Origin of the sequence: Xanthomonas sp. XNM01 (genome assembly GCF_014851915.1) — a bacterium.
Lineage (GTDB): Bacteria > Pseudomonadota > Gammaproteobacteria > Xanthomonadales > Xanthomonadaceae > Pseudoxanthomonas.
The window spans coordinates 220,064-236,989 of the sequence record NZ_JACVAP010000003.1; the positions used below are offsets into that span (position 1 = coordinate 220,064).

The window sequence follows — 16,926 nt, forward strand, 5'->3', positions numbered from 1 at the left end:
TTCAGTCCGATTGCCAGGCGCGCCAGAGCCCGACCCGCCACGACTGCACCATGGCGTGGAAGTCCTTCCGTCCATAACGCTCGGTCAGGGTCGGTGCCTCGCCCAGCAGGTTCCGGCCCAGGCCGATTTCCTGCACGTCGCCGCCCAGCACCGATGCGATCGTGGGCGCGATGTCCATCGTGCTGGCGTCGCGCTGGACGGCGCCGCTGCGCCCGGCACCGCGGATCAGCAGCAGGTTTTCCCGCGCCAGGCCGCGTGCGTTGAACTGCGACGAGGCCCCCGACGCACGCTGGAGGTGGTCGGAAGCGATCACCACCACCACGTCGTCGCGCGCCTCTGCCTCGATCCCGCGCACGAATGCCGCCAGTTCCCCATCCGAGCAGTCGGCAGCGTTCAGCATGTTGTTGGCGCCATCGCCATAGCGCACCGTGCCCTGGCAGGCGGGGCTGGGGTAACCGCCCGGTGGATGCGTGCCGGTAGTCAGCAGGAACAGGGCGAAGGGCTCGGGCCCTGCGTTGAGTCCGCGGAACTTGCTCATCGCCGCCGAGAACACATCGGCATCGTAGGCGCCCCACTTGGAGCGCGCGAATCCCTCGCCGATCACCGTCGAGATCTCGTCCACGCCGATGATGTCGTCGAAGCCGTGCGTCGCGTAAAAGTCGCCTTTGCCGGCGAAATCCATCCGCGCGCCGCCCACGTAGGCCAACCGGTAGCGCCAGGACTCGAGCAGGTCACCCAGGCAGCCGGCGCCCGGCAGGAAGCGGGTGCGTCCCAGCCCGGGATCGCTCATGTCCGGCGAGATCGTGGCCAGCGGCATCCCGCACTGCGATGCCACCATGCCGGCGATGGTCCAGTCGGTCAGCGGCGCCTCGCCGATGCCGCGGAACGACAGGCTGTCGCGCTCCAGTTCCAGCAGCCCGTCCGCCAATCCGGGGAAATGGGTCTGGTCCAGAAACGCACGCTCGTAGCTTTCGGCGTAGATGAACACCAGCGAGCGCGGACGCGGCGGCGGCACGGCATCGGCAGGCAGCGCCTTCAGCTCCCTGCCCAGCACGTCCTCGTTGCGGGGGGCCAGCTCCTGCCACAACTGATACCCCTCGGCCAGCGCCGGGTGCAGCGGCAATGCGATGGCCGCAAGCACCGTCAGCACCAGGGTCTGCCAGGATGACAGCGAGGGGGATTCCTGCGGTGCAGATGCGACGCGCCTGGCCAGCACCATCCAGACCAGCAGAAGCCCGCCTGCGCCGATCACCAACGCAACCAGTTCCGGGAACTGGGCCATGCCGATCGCGTTGTCCGTCTCCATCGCATTGAGCACATGGAAGACCACCGCACTGGTCAATCCCTCGGCGGTGAACAGGTCGGCGATGAAATAGAACAGCGACAGCAGCATGGACAGCATGACCACCGCGCACAGCACGACGAACACCGCCGGCGAACGGCGCCTGGCCAGGCAGAATCCCATGATCGCGATGGCGGCCAGCACTGGCGCCCAGAGCAGGTGGTGCACACAATCCCCGACACGATGTCCGATCCCCGTCCGGCACAGCGTGCCGGACTCCCTTTCCCTTTCAGCGCATCATGGCTGCGGTACCGGCGCTCCCCTGCGCGCGGACGCATCGTCGAACCCGGTACGCCAGGCCGGAATCATCGCATTGAACCGGTCCGGCCCATAGTGCTCGGCCAGCGTGGGCGCCGGCCCCAGCAGGTCACGTCCCAAAGCCATCTCGCCGACCCCCAGGCCCAGCAGCGAGGCGACGGTCGGCGCGACGTCGACCATGGTCGATGCACGCGCGACCACGTGAGGTTCGATGTCGTGCCCAAGCACCACGAACAGATTGTCCCGGCGGGGATTGCGCTTGAGCAGCGCCGATGCATCGCCCGCGACCTGAAGGTGATCCGAAGCCACCACGATCAGCAGGTCGTCGCGCCCCTGCTGCTGCAGCCAGCGCACGAAGGCCACCGCCTGCCCGTCGCTGCAGTGCGCCGCGGCGAGCATCGGGTTGGCGAAGTCTCCACTGACACAGCCCGGACTGGGATAGCCGCTGTGTGGATGGGTCGCCGTGGTCAGCACGAACAGCCCGAACGGCCCGCCAGCCGCGTCCAGCCGTGCGAACTCCTGTCGCGCACGCGCGAATACGGTGTCGTCGTAGGCGCCCCAGTCCGATTTCGGAAACGCGCCGAGTTCGGCCTCGAGTTCGTCGGCACCGATGACGGTGTCGAAGCCGTGGGTGCGATAGAAGCGGCCCTTCCCGGAGAAGTTCAGGTCGGCGCCGCCGATGTAGCTGAGCCGGTAGCCGGCATCGCGCATCACGTCGCCAAGGCAGTGCACGCCGGGGCGGTACCCGCCTGCGCCGGTATCGGCCAGCGGTGTCATCACCATCCCGCACTGGCTGGCGACCATGCCACCCATCGTCCAGTTCATGAACGGTGCGGTGGCAATGCCGTGGATGGTCAGGCCCTCCCGCTCCAGCCCGCGCAACTGCGGGGCCACGCCTGGAAACAGCTGCTCGTCGAGGAAGCCGCGCTCGTAGCTTTCCAGATACACGTACACCACGGGCCGTGGCGGCCCTGCCACGTCCTGGCTCGCGGTCCAGCGCATGTCCTGATCCAGCGAGACTTCGTCCATCGACATCGCCACCCACAACGTGCGCAGCTCCAGGGCGGCCGGATGCAGGGGCAAGAGCCCCAGGGCAATCAGCGCGACGACCCAGGTGAGGCCTGCCGATGGTGCCCGGCGGCGCTGCACGGCGGCGGCGCGCAGCGCCCCCCACAACCAGGCCAGGTACGCCAGCCCGGCGGCGCAGACCGCGGCCACCAACGCCGGGAAGCGCATGATGCCCAGCTCGCCGCGCTGCAGGCCGTACTGCAGGTGGGCCAGCACCGCGTAGGTGATCCCCTCGCCGGTGAAATGGTCGGCGATAGCGTGGGTCAGCGACAGCAGCCCGGCAAGACCGAGCGTCACAGCCAGTACGAGCACCTGCCTGCGGTTGCGCGGAGCAAGCAGACCAAAGACAGCCAGCACGACCAGGACCAGGTTGACAGCCAGCACCACTCCCTCCACCGACCCAAGAAAAAGCCCCGCTTGCGCGGGGCTTCTCATGCAACTGACAGCGAAGACTTACTGGCCGCGGCACGAGCCGGGCAGGAACTTGGCCTCGACGGAGGTACCGGTGCCGCCACAGACCCACTTGTAGATCTGGGTGCCGGTGTCGCCATTGGCCAGCGCGGTGGTCGCATTGGCATACGGAATCAGGGTGATGACGTCGCCATCGATCGCCGTGTCGATGTTCTGCAGGGTCACCGTGATCACGCCAGCATTGTCAGTCGCGATCGAGCTAACGTACTTGGTGGTCTCGGTCGAACTTTCGCAGCCCCAGTCGCCGGCACCCGGCAGGGTCGAGCCGACGGCCGACTGCGCGATCTCGGTGATGGTGGTACGGCAGGCCGACGCGGCCAGGATGCCTTCGGACACCTTGGTGCGCTTGGTGTAGTCGGAGTAAGCCGGCAGCGCGATCGCGGCCAGGATGGCGATGATCGCGACGACGATCATCAGTTCGATCAGGGTAAAGCCCTGCTGCTTCTTCATGTGATTCCCCTAGAGCGGTAATGAATGGAGGACACTGCGGTGGAACTGCCCCGTGTCCCCTTGGAACCCGGGCCGGGATGCGGCGGATGCCACATCCGTCCATCGCAGAGACCGTGCCAGGTTTTCGACACCCGGCCGGCGGCGCATCCTACCAATCATCCGGAATCCGCGACCGGCGGGCGGGCACATTCGGGATGTGACAGAGACCTCAGGCGAAATTCAGGCAATCAGCGTCACTAAGTGACAATTTTTGGCAGCATCGTCACGCACTGACCACTTCAGCCCATACGGCCTTGATCGCTGAGGAATGGAAGCCCGTATCACGGACTGTGATCGCACCGCGTGTCCGCCGCCAAATTACCGGCTACCATGCGTCGATGTGCCGGCGCGGGGATGCCGGCCGGGGAGACCACAGCATGTCCGCGACCCGTAGCGCCGTCCGCAAGTCCGCGCCGCCGGTGGATCGTTCCACCAGCCAGATGGTGCCCTTCGTCTGGGAAGGCACCGACAAGCGCGGCGTCAAGATGAAGGGCGAACAGCCCGCCAAGAACGCCAACATGCTGCGCGCCGAGCTGCGCCGGCAGGGGATCACCCCCGGCGTGGTCAAGCCCAAACCCAAGCCGCTGTTCGGTGCGGCGGGCAAGGTCATCAGCGCCAAGGACATCGCCTTCTTCAGCCGCCAGATGGCGACGATGATGAAGTCCGGCGTGCCGATCGTGGGCGCCCTGGAAATCATCGGCGGGGGCCAGAAAAACCCGCGGATGAAGAAGATGGTGGACCAGATCCGCACGGACATCGAGGGCGGCTCCTCGTTGTACGAGGCGATCAACAAGCATCCGGTCCAGTTCGACGAGCTCTACCGCAACCTGGTCCGGGCCGGCGAAGCCGCCGGCGTGCTGGAGACGGTGCTCGACACCATCGCCAACTACAAGGAGAACACCGAAGCGCTGAAGGGCAAGATCAAGAAGGCGCTGTTCTACCCGGCGATGACCATCGCGGTGGCGCTGATCGTCAGCGCGATCCTGCTGATCTTCGTGGTGCCGCAGTTCGAGGCCACGTTTCAGAGCTTCGGCGCGGACCTGCCGGCGTTCACCATGCTGATCGTCAACGCCTCCAAGATCGCTGTCGCCTACTGGTGGCTGGCGCTGCTGGTGCTGGGCGGCGGCATCTTCGCCTTCATCTTCTTCTACAAGCGCTCGCCGCCCTTCCAGCACTTCCTAGACCGGGTGATCCTGAAGGTGCCGGTGATCGGCGGGATCATGCACAACAGCGCCATCGCCCGCTTCGCCCGCACCCTGGCGGTGACCTTCAAGGCCGGCGTGCCGCTGGTGGAGGCGCTGGAATCGGTCGCCGGCGCCACCGGCAATACCGTGTACGAGAAGGCCGTGCTGCGCATCCGCGACGACGTGTCGGTCGGCTACCCGGTCAACCTGGCGATGAAGCAGACCGCCCTGTTTCCGCACATGGTCATCCAGATGGCCGCCATTGGCGAGGAAGCCGGTGCGCTCGACACCATGCTGTTCAAGGTGGCGGAGTACTACGAGCAGGAAGTGAACAATGCGGTCGACGCGCTGAGCAGCCTGATCGAGCCGATGATCATGGTGATCCTGGGCGTTCTGGTCGGCGGCATGGTGATCGGCATGTACCTGCCCATCTTCAAGCTGGCCGCGACGATCTGAGGCAGGCATTCTTTAGCGCATGGCATTCCTGGACCAGCAGCCCCTCCTGGGCTTTCCGCTCGCGGCCGGCCTCGGCCTGGCCGTCGGCAGCTTCCTCAACGTCGTCATCCTGCGCCTGCCCCGCCGGCTGGAATGGGAGTGGCGGCGCGATGCGCGCGACATCCTCGAGCAGGCCGAGCTGTACGAGCCGCCGCCGCCGGGGATCGTGGTCGAGCCGTCGCACGACCCGGTCACCGGCGACCGCCTCAAGTGGTGGGAGAACATCCCGGTCCTGAGCTGGGTGATGCTGCGCGGCCGCTCGCGCTACAGCGGCCAGCCGATCTCGGTGCAGTACCCGCTGGTGGAACTGCTGACCTGCCTGCTGACCGTGGCCGCGGTGTGGCGTTTCGGCTTCGGCTGGCAGGGATTCGGCGCGATGCTGCTGACCTGGTTCCTGATCGCCGCCTCGGGCATCGACCTGCGCACCCGCCTGCTGCCCGACCAGCTGACGCTGCCGCTGATGTGGCTGGGCCTGATCGCCAGCCTGGACAACCTGTACATGCCGGCCAAGCCCGCACTGCTCGGCGCGATCGCCGGCTACGTGTCGCTGTGGAGCGTGTGGTGGCTGTTCAAGCAGATCACCGGCAAGGAAGGCATGGGCCATGGCGACTTCAAGCTGCTGGCGGCGCTTGGCGCATGGTGCGGCCTGACCAGCATCCTGCCGATCGTGCTGATGTCCTCGCTGGTCGGCGCCATCGTCGGTTCGGTCTGGCTCGCCATGAAGGGTCGCGACCGTGCCACGCCGATTCCGTTCGGCCCCTACCTGGCCATCGCCGGCTGGATCTATTTCTTCTGGGGCGAGCAGATGATCGACTGGTACATGCGCATCTCGGGGCTGCGCTGAAGGCGGCTCCCCGCGTCTCGACGGCGGTCGCCCTCCAGCGGGTGGGCGCCGCGCTGCATTCCTCGACCGGCCGTCGCCTCCGTCGCTGAGGCGTCGCCTGCCTGTACCCCCTCTGCCCTTCGGGCATGCCCACGCTCGATCATCCGCCCCCCTCCCTCGCGGCGCATGCTCCTCGCGTTGGCCGACGGTGTGTGGTTCACGCAGCGCCCGTCGGGCAGGGCGACCGCTCGCCGCTGGCTCAGCGGATAGACTGACCCGCCCTGCGTCGATCGCCCCATGAGCGACTACATCATCGGACTCACAGGCGGCGTGGCCTCGGGCAAGAGCGAGGTCACGCGTCGCTTCGAAGCGCTGGGCATCGCAGTGGCGGATGCGGATCTGGCCGCTCGCCAGGTGGTCGAGCCGGGTCAACCTGCGCTGCAGCGGATCGCCGAGCGCTTCGGGGCGGCGATCCTGCTGCCAGACGGCAGCCTGGACCGGCGCGCGCTGCGCGAACGCATCTTTTCCGACAGTGCCGCACGCCGCGACCTGGAGGCGATCACCCACCCTGCGATCCGCACGCTGCTCGAGCAGGCCTGCCGGGCTGCGGCATCGCCCTATGCGATCGCGGCGATCCCGCTGCTGACCGAAGCCGGCGGCCGTGCGACGTATCCATGGCTGGACCGGATCGTGGTGGTCGACGCGCCGGTCGCCCTGCAGCATGCGCGCCTGATGCGGCGCGACGGCGTCGATGCCACCCTCGCCACGCGCATGATCGACGCCCAGGCCAGCCGCGAGCACCGCCTGGCGCTGGCGGACGACGTGGTCGTCAACGACGGCGATCCGGCCCACCTGGACGCGGCGGTGGCACGGCTGGATGCGCTGTACCGCGCCGGTGTGCCGACGCTGGCGCCCGACGCCCGCTGATTCAGCACGCGTGCCGTGGCAGATGGCTGCTGCCTGGCACAGGAGTCCTGATCGGCGGCGGCCGCAGTGTCGACGGTCAGCGGATAGCGGTGAAGGCTGCAGACGAACACCGATCCCCAAGGCCGCGCCTTCCTCCTGCACGCGGCGGCCGACCGCCGCTGCCAGGGGGCCGAAACAGCCGTAACCCGGTCAGATCCGGACGATGCCGACCAGCGCATCGGCCGGCCGCGCGCTTGCCGATCCCGGCCACGTCGCCATCGGTGGCCAGCACGGCCCGCGTCGGAGACGCCGTCGTCGGTTCCGGGCCGGGTCCAGACTCTTTCCCGTCAGGCACGTTCTGCCGTGGGAGAAACGCGCCGGGACAACATCACGCCGGCCAGAGCGAGCGGATCGCGGCGATACCCTGCGCGCCCTGCGCGCGCGCATGCGCGATGTCGGCCGGCGACAGTCCACCGATCGCATACAGCGGCAGCGACACCTGTTCGCGCAAGGCAGCGAAGCGTTCCCAGCCGATCCCTGCCTCGCCGGGATGGCTGGCGGTCGGATTGAGCGGCCCCAGCACCGCGAAGTCGCAGCCCAAGGCCTGCGCGCCGGCCAGCTCTTCTGCCGTGTGGCAGGACGCGCCGACCGGCATGCCGGCGGGCAAGGGCCTGGCGTCCAGCGTCGCCAGCTGTTCGCTGCCCAGGTGCACGCCTGCGCCAAGGCGGGCAGCGAGCGCGATGTCGCGGTTCACCAGCACCTCGGCACCGGCGGCGCGGCACAGCGCCACCGCATCGGCTGCCAGCGCCGACCAGACGTCAGGCGCCACGCCTGGGGCGCGCAGCTGGATCCGGGTGATGCCTGCCGCGAGTGCCGCACGCAGGCCCTGCAGCCAGGCATCCGCATCGGCCGGAGGCGGTGTCACCAGGTAGCGATCCGGCTGGCGCAGAACGGCGACCACCGGCAGGTCGGCGGGCGGCATCGAGTAGCGGGTCAGGCGATCCGGCGCGACCCACGTCAGCGCCTGGCCCTCGCGCCCACGCGGCGCGCCCTTCCAGCGCGGAATGGCGCGGACCTCCAGGCGCAGCCGCTTGTCCGGGTAGCGCTGCGGCACCTCGATCAGGATCCCGCCAACCTCGACCTCGATGCCCAGCTCCTCGCGCAGCTCGCGGATCAACGCATCGGTCGAGCTCTCGCCGGGTTCGCGCTTGCCGCCCGGGAATTCCCACAGCCCGGCCATGTCGCGCCCTTCGGTCCTGCGGGTCAGCAGGATGCGGCCACGTGCATCGACGATGACACCGGCAACGACGTGGATGGAGCGCAACGGAACATCCATGTGGCGTGGGAGCGAATGAGGGTGGCGCTAGGGTAACCGCACAGCCGGCGGACGGAAAAACCGCGGCTGGCCATGCGCCGGAAGCCGCTGCCGAAGCCGTTGTTGGCAGGAAGCGATGTCCGCGGCACGACGAGCGGCACTGGGCGATCCGTGCCGGATCGCACGGGGCGAATGCCATCGTGACGGTCCGGCCGGGGCTGGCCACATGAGGCACCGCATGCCCCGGGCACGATCATCGCGCGCGCTGCGCAGACGCGATGGCGCTCGCCGCTGGGGCGGCTCCTGCAGGGGAAGACGCATTTCCCCTGTTTCCGGTTCTGTGCGAGCACGTTGGGCACGACCGTCATCGCATCCTGTCCGATGCCATCAGCACAGGCCACGGCATGCTTGGCCGCGGCCGTCGCGCGTGGTGCGGGATGCAGATGGCTGTTGCCGCTGGGGCGGCTCCTACACAATGGAGAGCAAGAAGCCGCACGGCGGGCCGCGGGACGGAAAGCGCTCCGCGCGCCAGCTGCGTTGCCGGCGCCGCACCCGGCCTGGATCGCGGCCCACCAGCGCCGCCACGATGGATCCGGCACGAAGACACCGGCGTGGCGCGGCACACAGGCCCTCGCGTGCGGCGCCGCGCCACCCTCACGAAGACACAAAAAACCCCGCCCTGTCCGGGCGGGGTCTGATGGCGTGGGCGGGTGCCGCGACCGGGCACCCCGTCACGCGGCGCCGGTCAGGCGAGCTGGCCGTGGCAGTGCTTGTACTTCTTGCCGCTGCCGCAGGGGCACGGATCGTTGCGGCCGACCTTGGGCTCGTCGCGCTGGATCGTGGCGACCTGGGCCGGAGCCTGCTGGCCCTGGATGCCGGCAACCTCGTCCTCGGTGCCGTAACCGCCGGAATCGGCGTGCTGGAACTGCGCGGCGCGCAGCTTGGCCTCGGCCTGGGCGCGCTCCTGCGCCTCCAGCGCGGCGACTTCTTCCTCGCTGCGGATGCGCACGCGGGCCAGCATGGTCACGACCTGGCGCTTGACGTCGCTGAGCATCTCCGAGAACAGCTCGAAGGCTTCCTTCTTGTACTCCTGCTTGGGCTGCTTCTGCGCGTAGCCGCGCAGGTGGATGCCCTGGCGCAGGTAGTCCATGCGCGCCAGGTGCTCCTTCCAGCCCTGGTCGAGCACGGTGAGCATGATGTGCTTCTCCAGCGCGCGCGCGGTCTCGGCGCCGAGCTGGGCTTCCTTCTGCTCGAACATCGCGTCGACGGCCTGCTGCACGCGCTGCGAGATCTGCTCCGAGTCCAGCTCCTCGCTGCCCTTGACCAGGCTCTGCAGGTCCAGCTGCAGGCCGAGCTCGCTGGCCAGCGTGGCCTCCAGCCCCGGCAGGTCCCACTGCTCGTCCACCGACTCCTCGGGCACGAAGCGCACCACCAGATCGTGGATCACGTCACCGCGGATGCCGTCGACGTTTTCCTTGACCGAGTCGGCGTCCAGCAGCTCGTCGCGCTGGGCGTAGATGACCTTGCGCTGGTCGTTGTTGACGTCGTCGAAGTCGAGCAGGTTCTTGCGGATGTCGAAGTTGTGGGCCTCGACCTTGCGCTGCGCTTTCTCGATCTGCCGGCTGACCAGCTTGTCCTCGATGACGTCGTCTTCCTTCATGCCCATCATCCGCATCGCCTTCTGCACCCAGTCGGACGCGAAGATGCGCATCAGGTTGTCTTCCAGCGACAGGTAGAAGCGGGACGAACCCGGATCGCCCTGGCGGCCGGAACGGCCACGCAGCTGGTTGTCGATACGACGCGACTCATGGCGCTCGGTGCCGATGATGTGCAGGCCGCCGGCGGCCTTGACCGCATCGTGGCGCTTCTGCCATTCGGCCTTGACCGCGGCCTTCTGCGCGTCGGTGGCGTCCTCGCCCAGCGCGTGCAGCTCGGTCTCCAGCGAACCGCCCAGCACGATGTCGGTACCGCGGCCGGCCATGTTGGTGGCGATGGTCACCGCGCCCGGACGGCCGGCGTTGGCGACGATGGTCGCTTCGCGGTCGTGCTGCTTGGCGTTGAGCACCTCGTGGTGCACGCCGGACTTGCGCAGGTGCTCGGACAGCATCTCCGAGGTTTCGATCGAGGTCGTACCCACCAGCACCGGCTGGCCACGCTGGTTGCAGTCCTGGATGTCGGCCAGCACCGCGTTGAACTTGCCGTTGCGGTTGAGGAAGACCTGGTCGGGCGAATCCTTGCGGATGGTCGGCCGGTTGGTCGGGATCACCACCACTTCCAGGCCGTAGATGCTCTGGAACTCGAACGCCTCGGTATCGGCCGTACCGGTCATGCCGGCCAGCTTGCCGTACATGCGGAACAGGTTCTGGAAGGTGATCGACGCCAGCGTCTGGTTCTCGCGCTGGACCGGCACGCCCTCCTTGGCCTCGACCGCCTGGTGCAGGCCATCGGACCAGCGGCGACCGGACAGCGTGCGACCGGTGAACTCGTCGACGATGACCACCTCGCCGTCGCGCACGATGTAGTCCACGTCGCGCTGGAACAGCGCGTGCGCGCGCAGCGCGGCGTTGAGGTGATGGACGACGCTGAGGTTGTTGCCTGCGTACAGCGCGTCCTCGCCGGTCAGGATGCCGGCCTGGCGCAGCAGATCCTCGGCGTGCTCCATGCCCGCCTCGGACAGGTGCACTTGCTTGCCCTTCTCGTCGACCCAGAAGTCGCCCTCGCCATCCTCGGCGTCCTGGCGCTTGAGCTGCGGGACGATGCGGTTGACGCGGATGTACAGCTCCGGCGAGTCGTCGGCCGGGCCGGAAATGATCAGCGGGGTGCGGGCTTCATCGATCAGGATCGAGTCGACCTCGTCGACGATCGCGTAGTGCAGCCCGCGCTGGAAGCGGTCGGCCTTGGACAGCGCCATGTTGTCGCGCAGATAGTCGAAGCCGAACTCGTTGTTGGTGCCGTAGGTGATGTCGGCGGCGTAGGCGGCGTGCTTGTCGCCGTGCGGCATGCCCGGGTAGACCACGTCCACGCTCAGGCCGAGCCAGTTGTACAGCCGGCCCATCTGCGCCGAGTCGCGGCGGGCCAGGTAGTCGTTGACGGTGACCACGTGCACGCCCTTGCCTTCCAGGGCATTGAGGTACACCGGCAGCGTCGCCACCAGGGTCTTGCCTTCGCCGGTGCGCATCTCGGCGATCTTGCCCAGGTGCAGGACCATGCCGCCGATCAGCTGCACGTCGTAATGGCGCATGCCGAGCACGCGGCGGCTGGCCTCGCGGCAGACCGCGAACGCTTCGGGCAGGATCTTGTCGAGCGGCTCCCCGCCGGCGATGCGCTGCTGGAACTCCGGCGTCTTCGCCTTCAGCGCGTCGTCCGACAGGGCCTGCATCTCGGGTTCGAGGGCATTGATCCTGGCGACGCTGCGGTCCAGCTGGCGCAGCAGGCGTTCGTTGCGGCTGCCGAAGACACGGGTAAGCAGTTTGTTGATCATCGAGGGAACCGGTTGGGAATGAACGCCTGGACGACCCTCAGGCCCCCCGAACGGAAGCGGACGCATCGCGTCCCCCTCCGCGGCAACGTGACATTGTAGCTTGGGACGCGGGGAACCGTTCTCAAGGCTGGCGATGTGAGCGGATGTAACGGCCAATGCAGCAGGCCGGAGCGCTGCCGACGTGAGGGCGGCGCGCCGGGCCGCAGCCGGGGCCGGGCGCCTTCCATTGACATGCCGCATGCACGACTGCCGCCGCCCACGGACTGAGGCAGTTCCTGCCTCGCCGGGCAGGTCCCCGCGGATTCTGGTGGTGCGCCTTCTGGTGGTGCGCCCTGGCATCCCCGCGTTGCCGGCGGACATCGCGTCACAGGGATGGCGGCGGCTGCCGGCCATCGAGACCGGTCGGCCCGTGGCATCGGGCCCGGGCCGCGCCGTCGGGGAAGCAGCGCCGCCGGCGTCGGACGACGACGCCCCGACGCGGCGAACCTCGCCGCGCAGTACCCGGCAGATGCAGCCATTCCGAACCATCCCCGCCCCTGTCACGACAAGGCCCGCCACCTTGCGGGAGCGGGCCTTGCTGGCGGATCGGCGGGAGCGCGACCTCAGCCGCGACTGCGACGCGCCACCGGTGCCTTGTCGCCGTCGAGGAACTTGCGCGGGTTGACGACGTTGCCGTTCTCCCACACCTCGAAGTGCACGTGCGCACCGGTCGAGCGGCCGGTCGAACCGGCCTTAGCGATCTGCTGGCCGGAGCGGACCAGGTCGCCCACCTTCACGGTCAGCCGCGAGTTGTGCGCGTAGCGGGTCACGTAGCCGTTGCCGTGATCGACCTCGACGGTGTTGCCGTAGCCGCTGCGGCTGCCGGAATAGCTGACCACGCCGTCGGCCACCGACATCACCGGATCGCCGACATTGGCGTCGAAGTCGATGCCCTTGTGGAACTGCCCACCGCGCCCGAACGGATCGGCGCGGCGCCCGAACCCGGAGGTGATGTAGCTGCGCCGCACCGGCGACCGCGACGGCATCGCGTTGTTCTCCAGCTGGCGGTCGAACAGCAGCGATTCCATCACACCGAGCTGCCGGCCCGACGCGGCGAACTGGCGTTCGATCTCGTCCAGGCCCTCGGTCAGTTCGTGCATCGGCATGTCGACCGCGGCACCGGCACCACCCTGGCCAGGCGAGGTCTGGAAGTCGAACTCGCCATCCTCGAGCTGGCCGGCTTCGGTCAGGCGCTCGCCGAGCGCGTTGAGCCGGTTGGCCTGGGCCTGCAGTTCGCCGAGCCGCGCGGCGAGTGCATTCACTTCCAGCTGCGACTGGCGCCTGGCCTGCTCCAGCTCGCGATTCTGCTCGGCCAGCTGGTTCCGGCTGTGGCTGGCGCCGGCGATGCCGACACCGGCGCTGGCGCCGAAACCGATCATGACGCCGGTGGCCAGGACCGCGCCGAGCGCCAGCCCGGGTCGATCGCTGGCCCAGGCGCGCAGGCGGCCACCGAGTCCGCTGGCCTGGCCGGCGCGTGGGTTCCTTACGATGAATTTGTAGCTCATGCTTTCAGGTATGCCCTATTCGAAGTCCAACACCCGCAAGGCGGCTGCTCCGCGAGCGGCAGCCGAAGCCGCGCTCGCAGGTGAAACTGGCGCCCCCCTGCGCCGAGCCCTGTGGCTCGATGCGCTGGACCAGCAGTTGCGTCCCCTGCTCCCCCCCGGGCTGGCGCCGCATTGCAGACTCGCCAACGTGTCCGGTGGACAGCTCGTGTTTGTCACCGATTCACCGGTCTGGCGGGCGCGACTGCGCCTTGCCGAAGCCGATCTCCTCGATGCCGCCCGATCCGTCGGACTGGCCCCCACTGCGATCGTCATCAAGACGACCTCCGTTCCGCTGCACTCCCCGACCACCCATGCAGCGCAACAACCGGTCTCGGCGGCCGCGCTCAAAGGCATACGCGACGCGCTGGCATCCCTGCAGGAGTCCGATACCGCCGGCTCCCCGGTCCCCGGAACATCCCCTCCGGGGTCCGACGGCGCACCGGATGCAACGTAGGGTTGCGGTCGCGGCGGCCAATCGACGGGGCATCCTATCCTCACATCGGCCTCACGTCGTTAGCGAAAAGTTATTTTTCCGTTAGGAATCGTGATTCGAGGCGGGTGGGTTCACGGTTCGTGAAACTCCATGAAAACCTGCTGACGCATTCAGCCGACGGCCGACGTGCTGGCCGGGAGCACCCGGCAGCACGCCAGCGCCACGCCTATCCATCTGATGTGGAACGATTATTTTCGCGACGATCCGGCCGTCGCCGGCGCACGCCGGGGCGCAGACGCCGATGCCGCGCGCAGGTTTCAGGTGCGCTTGCCGTCGGGTCCACTGGGGCAAAAGGTCCGCCTGCCTTCCGACGGACGGCAGCGGAACGGCCCGGTCCTGCGGTGCGACCGCCCGGGCGAGGTAGAGAGAACGGCGTGCGGGAACCGCCGATCGGCGGAACCAGAAAGGCTCAGGCCAGCGCGGGCGAACCGTAGGCCAGCGGCGCCGGCTGGCTGCCGGACTCGAAGGTGACCTTTTCCCAGGCGCTGCTGTCGGCCAGCAGGGCGCGGGCGAGCTTGTTGTTGAGCGCGTGGCCGGACTTGAAGCCTTCATAGGCGCCGAGCACCGGCCCACCGGCCAGATACAGGTCGCCGATGGCATCGAGGATCTTGTGGCGCACGAACTCGTCGGTGTAGCGCAGGCCGTCGTCGTTGAGCACGCGGAACTCGTCCAGGACGATCGCGTTGTCCATCGAGCCGCCCAGGCCGAGGTTGAGCTCGCGCATGTACTCCAGGTCGCGCATGAAACCGAAGGTGCGCGCGCGGGAGATTTCCTTGATGTAGGCCGCGGTCGAGAAATCCAGCCGCACGTGCGACTGCTTGGCCGGGATCATCGGGTGGTCGAACTGGATGGTGAAGTCCAGCCGGTAGCCGTCGTGCGGAAGAAAGCGGGCGACCTTGTCGCCGTCGCGTACTTCGACCGGCTTGAGGATGCGGATGAAGCGCTTGGGCGCGTCCTGCTCGGCGATGCCGGCCGACTGCAGCAGGAACACGAACGGACCAGCCGAGCCGTCCATGATCGGCAGTTCGGCCGAGGACAACTCGACGATCATGTTGTCGATGCCCAGGCCGGCGGTGGCCGACATCAGGTGCTCGACCGTCTGGATCTTGGCCTCGCCGCAGGTCAGGCCGGTGCACAGCGTGGTCTCGGTGACCAAGCTGGCGGCGGCGGGCACTTCCACCACCGGCTCCAGATCGGTACGCCGGAACACGACGCCATGGTCGACCGGCGCGGGCCGCAGGGTCATGTAGACCTTGTTGCCGCTGTGCAGGCCGACGCCAGTGGCGCGGATGGTGTTCTTGAGGGTGCGCTGCCGGGTCATCGGGGAGCAGGAACAGTGCGCGAGGGGGTGCGCATCAGGGCGGTGAGAATAGCACGCAATCAGCTGAATCCGGCCGCACCGGACCTTGTACGGCGGGCGTTTCCAGCGGTTTTCCCGGGCTGTGGCGGCATCGTCGGCACCCGTCCGCATGCGCCGGCCAACCACGCCGGATGGCGAAAACCTGCCGGGCCACGACGGGCCCGGCAGCAAGGGACGACGGACACCGGGATCACCACGCGTCCTGGCAGGACGCGCCCCGGGTACAACCGGCCGCGATCCGGACGATCGCGGACCGTTCGACGCGTGCCGGCCCGGTCAGGCCATGCACGCGTCCGCACGCATCAGTCGGCCTGGCGGCGCAGGAACGCCGGGATGTCCAGGTAGTCGTTCGGCAGATCGGCCGAGGCGGTCGATGCCGGCGACGCGGTGGAGGTGGAAGCCGCCGCGCCGGTGCCGGCCGCGCTGCGGCGCAGGCCGCCCAGGCCCAGGCCGCCGACCGCGTTGGAGACCGGGTCGCTGCCGAAACCATCGTCGATCGGCAGGCCGGTGGTGCCATCGCGGACCAGCTTGATCGGCGCGCGGTGCTCGGTGCGGGTCGACTGGCGCGACACGGCGCGGTTCAGGCCGGTCGCCACGACGGTCACGCGGACCTCGTCCTGCATGTCCGGATCGAGCACGGTGCCGACCACCACGGTCGCGTCCTCGGAGGCGAAGCCCTCGACGGTGCGGCCGATCTCGTCGAACTCGGCCATGGTGAAGTCCGGGCCGGCGGTGATGTTGACCAGGATGCCGTTGGCGCCGGCCAGGTTGACGTCGTCCAGCAGCGGGTTCTGGATCGCCGCCTCGGCCGCGGCCTGCGCGCGGTCGTCGCCGCGGGCGGTACCGGTGCCCATCATCGCCAGGCCCATCTCGGACATGACGGTGCGCACGTCGGCGAAGTCGACGTTGATCAGGCCCGGACGCACGATCAGGTCGGCGATGCCCTGCACCGCGCCCTGCAGCACGTCGTTGGCGGCGCGGAACGCCTGGATCATCGTGGCGTTGCGGCCGAGCACGGTGATCAGCTTCTCGTTGGGAATGGTGATCAGCGAGTCGCAGTGCGCCGACAGTTCCTCGATGCCCTTCAGCGCGACCTGCATGCGGCGGCGGCCTTCGAACGGGAACGGCTTGGTGACCACGGCCACGGTCAGGATGCCCATTTCCTTGGCCAGCTGCGCCACCACCGGCGCGGCGCCGGTGCCGGTGCCACCGCCCATGCCGGCGGTGATGAACACCATGTCGGCGCCTTCCAGCGCGGCGATGATCTGCTCGCGGTCTTCCAGCGCGGCCTGGCGGCCGACTTCCGGGTTGGCGCCTGCGCCCAGGCCCTTGGTGACGTTGCCGCCGAGCTGCAGCTGCAGCTTGGCGCCGCAGTTCTTGATCGCCTGCGAGTCGGTATTGGCGGTGATGAACTCAACGCCATCCACGCTGCTGCCGACCATGTGCGCGACCGCGTTGCCGCCACCGCCACCGACGCCGACGACCTTGATCACCGCGTTCGGAGCCATCTTCTCGATCAGTTCGAAATGTGCCATGTCCGTTGTCCTCGTTATGTGTGCCGGATTTCTTTGCTCCGGCGTTCGTTGGTTGCTGCTTTCGTCTTCCATGTCGCGGGAGGACCCGCTGGTACCGCATCACGCCACCACGTCCTTCCCGCC

The 16,926-nt window shown here is 68.4% G+C and carries 12 protein-coding genes; 4 read left to right on the forward strand and 8 right to left on the reverse strand.

Annotated features, from left to right (window positions below):
• Position 1: 1 nt before the first annotated feature.
• The 3 genes from IB242_RS12315 to IB242_RS12325 form a co-directional block, all read right to left on the reverse strand.
• Entirely contained in the window at positions 2-1,510 is a 1,509-nt protein-coding gene (locus tag IB242_RS12315) for a sulfatase-like hydrolase/transferase (protein ID WP_192279713.1), read from the reverse strand.
• Between the two features lie 69 nt (positions 1,511-1,579).
• Positions 1,580-3,103: a sulfatase-like hydrolase/transferase gene (locus IB242_RS12320; protein WP_192279715.1), complete on the reverse strand. Its 1,524-nt coding sequence runs from the start codon at positions 3,101-3,103 to the stop codon at positions 1,580-1,582.
• A gap of 18 nt (positions 3,104-3,121) precedes the next feature.
• On the reverse strand, positions 3,122-3,589 hold the full coding sequence (locus tag IB242_RS12325) for a pilin (RefSeq protein ID WP_192279716.1): 468 nt from the start codon (positions 3,587-3,589) through the stop codon (positions 3,122-3,124).
• 416 nt (positions 3,590-4,005) lie between these two features.
• Between IB242_RS12325 and IB242_RS12330 the strand changes: the two genes are divergently transcribed.
• The 3 genes from IB242_RS12330 to coaE all read left to right on the forward strand — a co-directional run bounded on the left by IB242_RS12330 (position 4,006) and on the right by coaE (position 7,057).
• Positions 4,006-5,268 carry a type II secretion system F family protein gene (locus IB242_RS12330; protein WP_192279718.1) on the forward strand — a complete coding sequence of 421 codons (1,263 nt, stop codon included), beginning with the start codon at positions 4,006-4,008 and terminating at the stop codon, positions 5,266-5,268.
• 19 nt (positions 5,269-5,287) lie between these two features.
• Positions 5,288-6,151 (forward strand): A24 family peptidase, encoded by an 864-nt coding sequence (locus IB242_RS12335; protein ID WP_192279720.1) that lies wholly within the window; start codon positions 5,288-5,290, stop codon positions 6,149-6,151.
• 276 nt (positions 6,152-6,427) lie between these two features.
• On the forward strand, positions 6,428-7,057 hold the full coding sequence (gene coaE / locus IB242_RS12340; protein WP_192279722.1) for a dephospho-CoA kinase: 630 nt from the start codon (positions 6,428-6,430) through the stop codon (positions 7,055-7,057).
• A gap of 367 nt (positions 7,058-7,424) precedes the next feature.
• Here coaE and IB242_RS12345 read toward each other — a convergent pair whose 3' ends face one another.
• The 3 genes from IB242_RS12345 to IB242_RS12355 form a co-directional block, all read right to left on the reverse strand.
• Entirely contained in the window at positions 7,425-8,372 is a 948-nt protein-coding gene (locus IB242_RS12345; RefSeq protein WP_192279724.1) for a Nudix family hydrolase, read from the reverse strand.
• Between the two features lie 724 nt (positions 8,373-9,096).
• Positions 9,097-11,832, reverse strand: a complete 2,736-nt coding sequence (secA, locus tag IB242_RS12350) for a preprotein translocase subunit SecA (protein WP_192279726.1) — start codon at positions 11,830-11,832, stop codon at positions 9,097-9,099.
• Positions 11,833-12,434: 602 nt separating this feature from the next.
• Positions 12,435-13,376, reverse strand: a complete 942-nt coding sequence (locus IB242_RS12355) for a M23 family metallopeptidase (RefSeq protein ID WP_192279728.1) — start codon at positions 13,374-13,376, stop codon at positions 12,435-12,437.
• 10 nt (positions 13,377-13,386) lie between these two features.
• On the opposite strand from IB242_RS12355, the gene IB242_RS12360 reads away from it, so the two are divergent.
• Positions 13,387-13,869 carry a DUF721 domain-containing protein gene (locus IB242_RS12360; protein WP_192279730.1) on the forward strand — a complete coding sequence of 161 codons (483 nt, stop codon included), beginning with the start codon at positions 13,387-13,389 and terminating at the stop codon, positions 13,867-13,869.
• Positions 13,870-14,317: 448 nt separating this feature from the next.
• On the opposite strand, the gene lpxC is transcribed toward IB242_RS12360, so the two are convergent.
• Both lpxC and ftsZ read right to left on the reverse strand, forming a co-directional pair.
• Positions 14,318-15,229, reverse strand: coding sequence for a UDP-3-O-acyl-N-acetylglucosamine deacetylase (gene lpxC / locus IB242_RS12365; RefSeq protein WP_192279732.1), 912 nt, complete (start codon positions 15,227-15,229; stop codon positions 14,318-14,320).
• Positions 15,230-15,570: 341 nt separating this feature from the next.
• Positions 15,571-16,803, reverse strand: a complete 1,233-nt coding sequence (gene ftsZ, locus IB242_RS12370) for a cell division protein FtsZ (protein WP_192279734.1) — start codon at positions 16,801-16,803, stop codon at positions 15,571-15,573.
• Positions 16,804-16,926: the final 123 nt, after the last annotated feature.

Excerpts from the sequence above, each read along its gene's own strand:
- IB242_RS12320 (WP_192279715.1), bottom strand. The coding sequence starts at position 3,103 with ATGAGAAGCCCCGCGCAAGCGGGGCTTTTTCTTGGGTCGGTGGAGGGA.
- IB242_RS12325 (WP_192279716.1), bottom strand. The coding sequence starts at position 3,589 with ATGAAGAAGCAGCAGGGCTTTACCCTGATCGAACTGATGATCGTCGTC.
- IB242_RS12330 (WP_192279718.1), top strand. The coding sequence starts at position 4,006 with ATGTCCGCGACCCGTAGCGCCGTCCGCAAGTCCGCGCCGCCGGTGGAT.
- IB242_RS12335 (WP_192279720.1), top strand. The coding sequence starts at position 5,288 with ATGGCATTCCTGGACCAGCAGCCCCTCCTGGGCTTTCCGCTCGCGGCC.
- coaE (WP_192279722.1), top strand. The coding sequence starts at position 6,428 with ATGAGCGACTACATCATCGGACTCACAGGCGGCGTGGCCTCGGGCAAG.
- IB242_RS12345 (WP_192279724.1), bottom strand. The coding sequence starts at position 8,372 with ATGGATGTTCCGTTGCGCTCCATCCACGTCGTTGCCGGTGTCATCGTC.
- secA (WP_192279726.1), bottom strand. The coding sequence starts at position 11,832 with ATGATCAACAAACTGCTTACCCGTGTCTTCGGCAGCCGCAACGAACGC.
- IB242_RS12355 (WP_192279728.1), bottom strand. The coding sequence starts at position 13,376 with ATGAGCTACAAATTCATCGTAAGGAACCCACGCGCCGGCCAGGCCAGC.
- IB242_RS12360 (WP_192279730.1), top strand. The coding sequence starts at position 13,387 with ATGCCCTATTCGAAGTCCAACACCCGCAAGGCGGCTGCTCCGCGAGCG.
- lpxC (WP_192279732.1), bottom strand. The coding sequence starts at position 15,229 with ATGACCCGGCAGCGCACCCTCAAGAACACCATCCGCGCCACTGGCGTC.
- ftsZ (WP_192279734.1), bottom strand. The coding sequence starts at position 16,803 with ATGGCACATTTCGAACTGATCGAGAAGATGGCTCCGAACGCGGTGATC.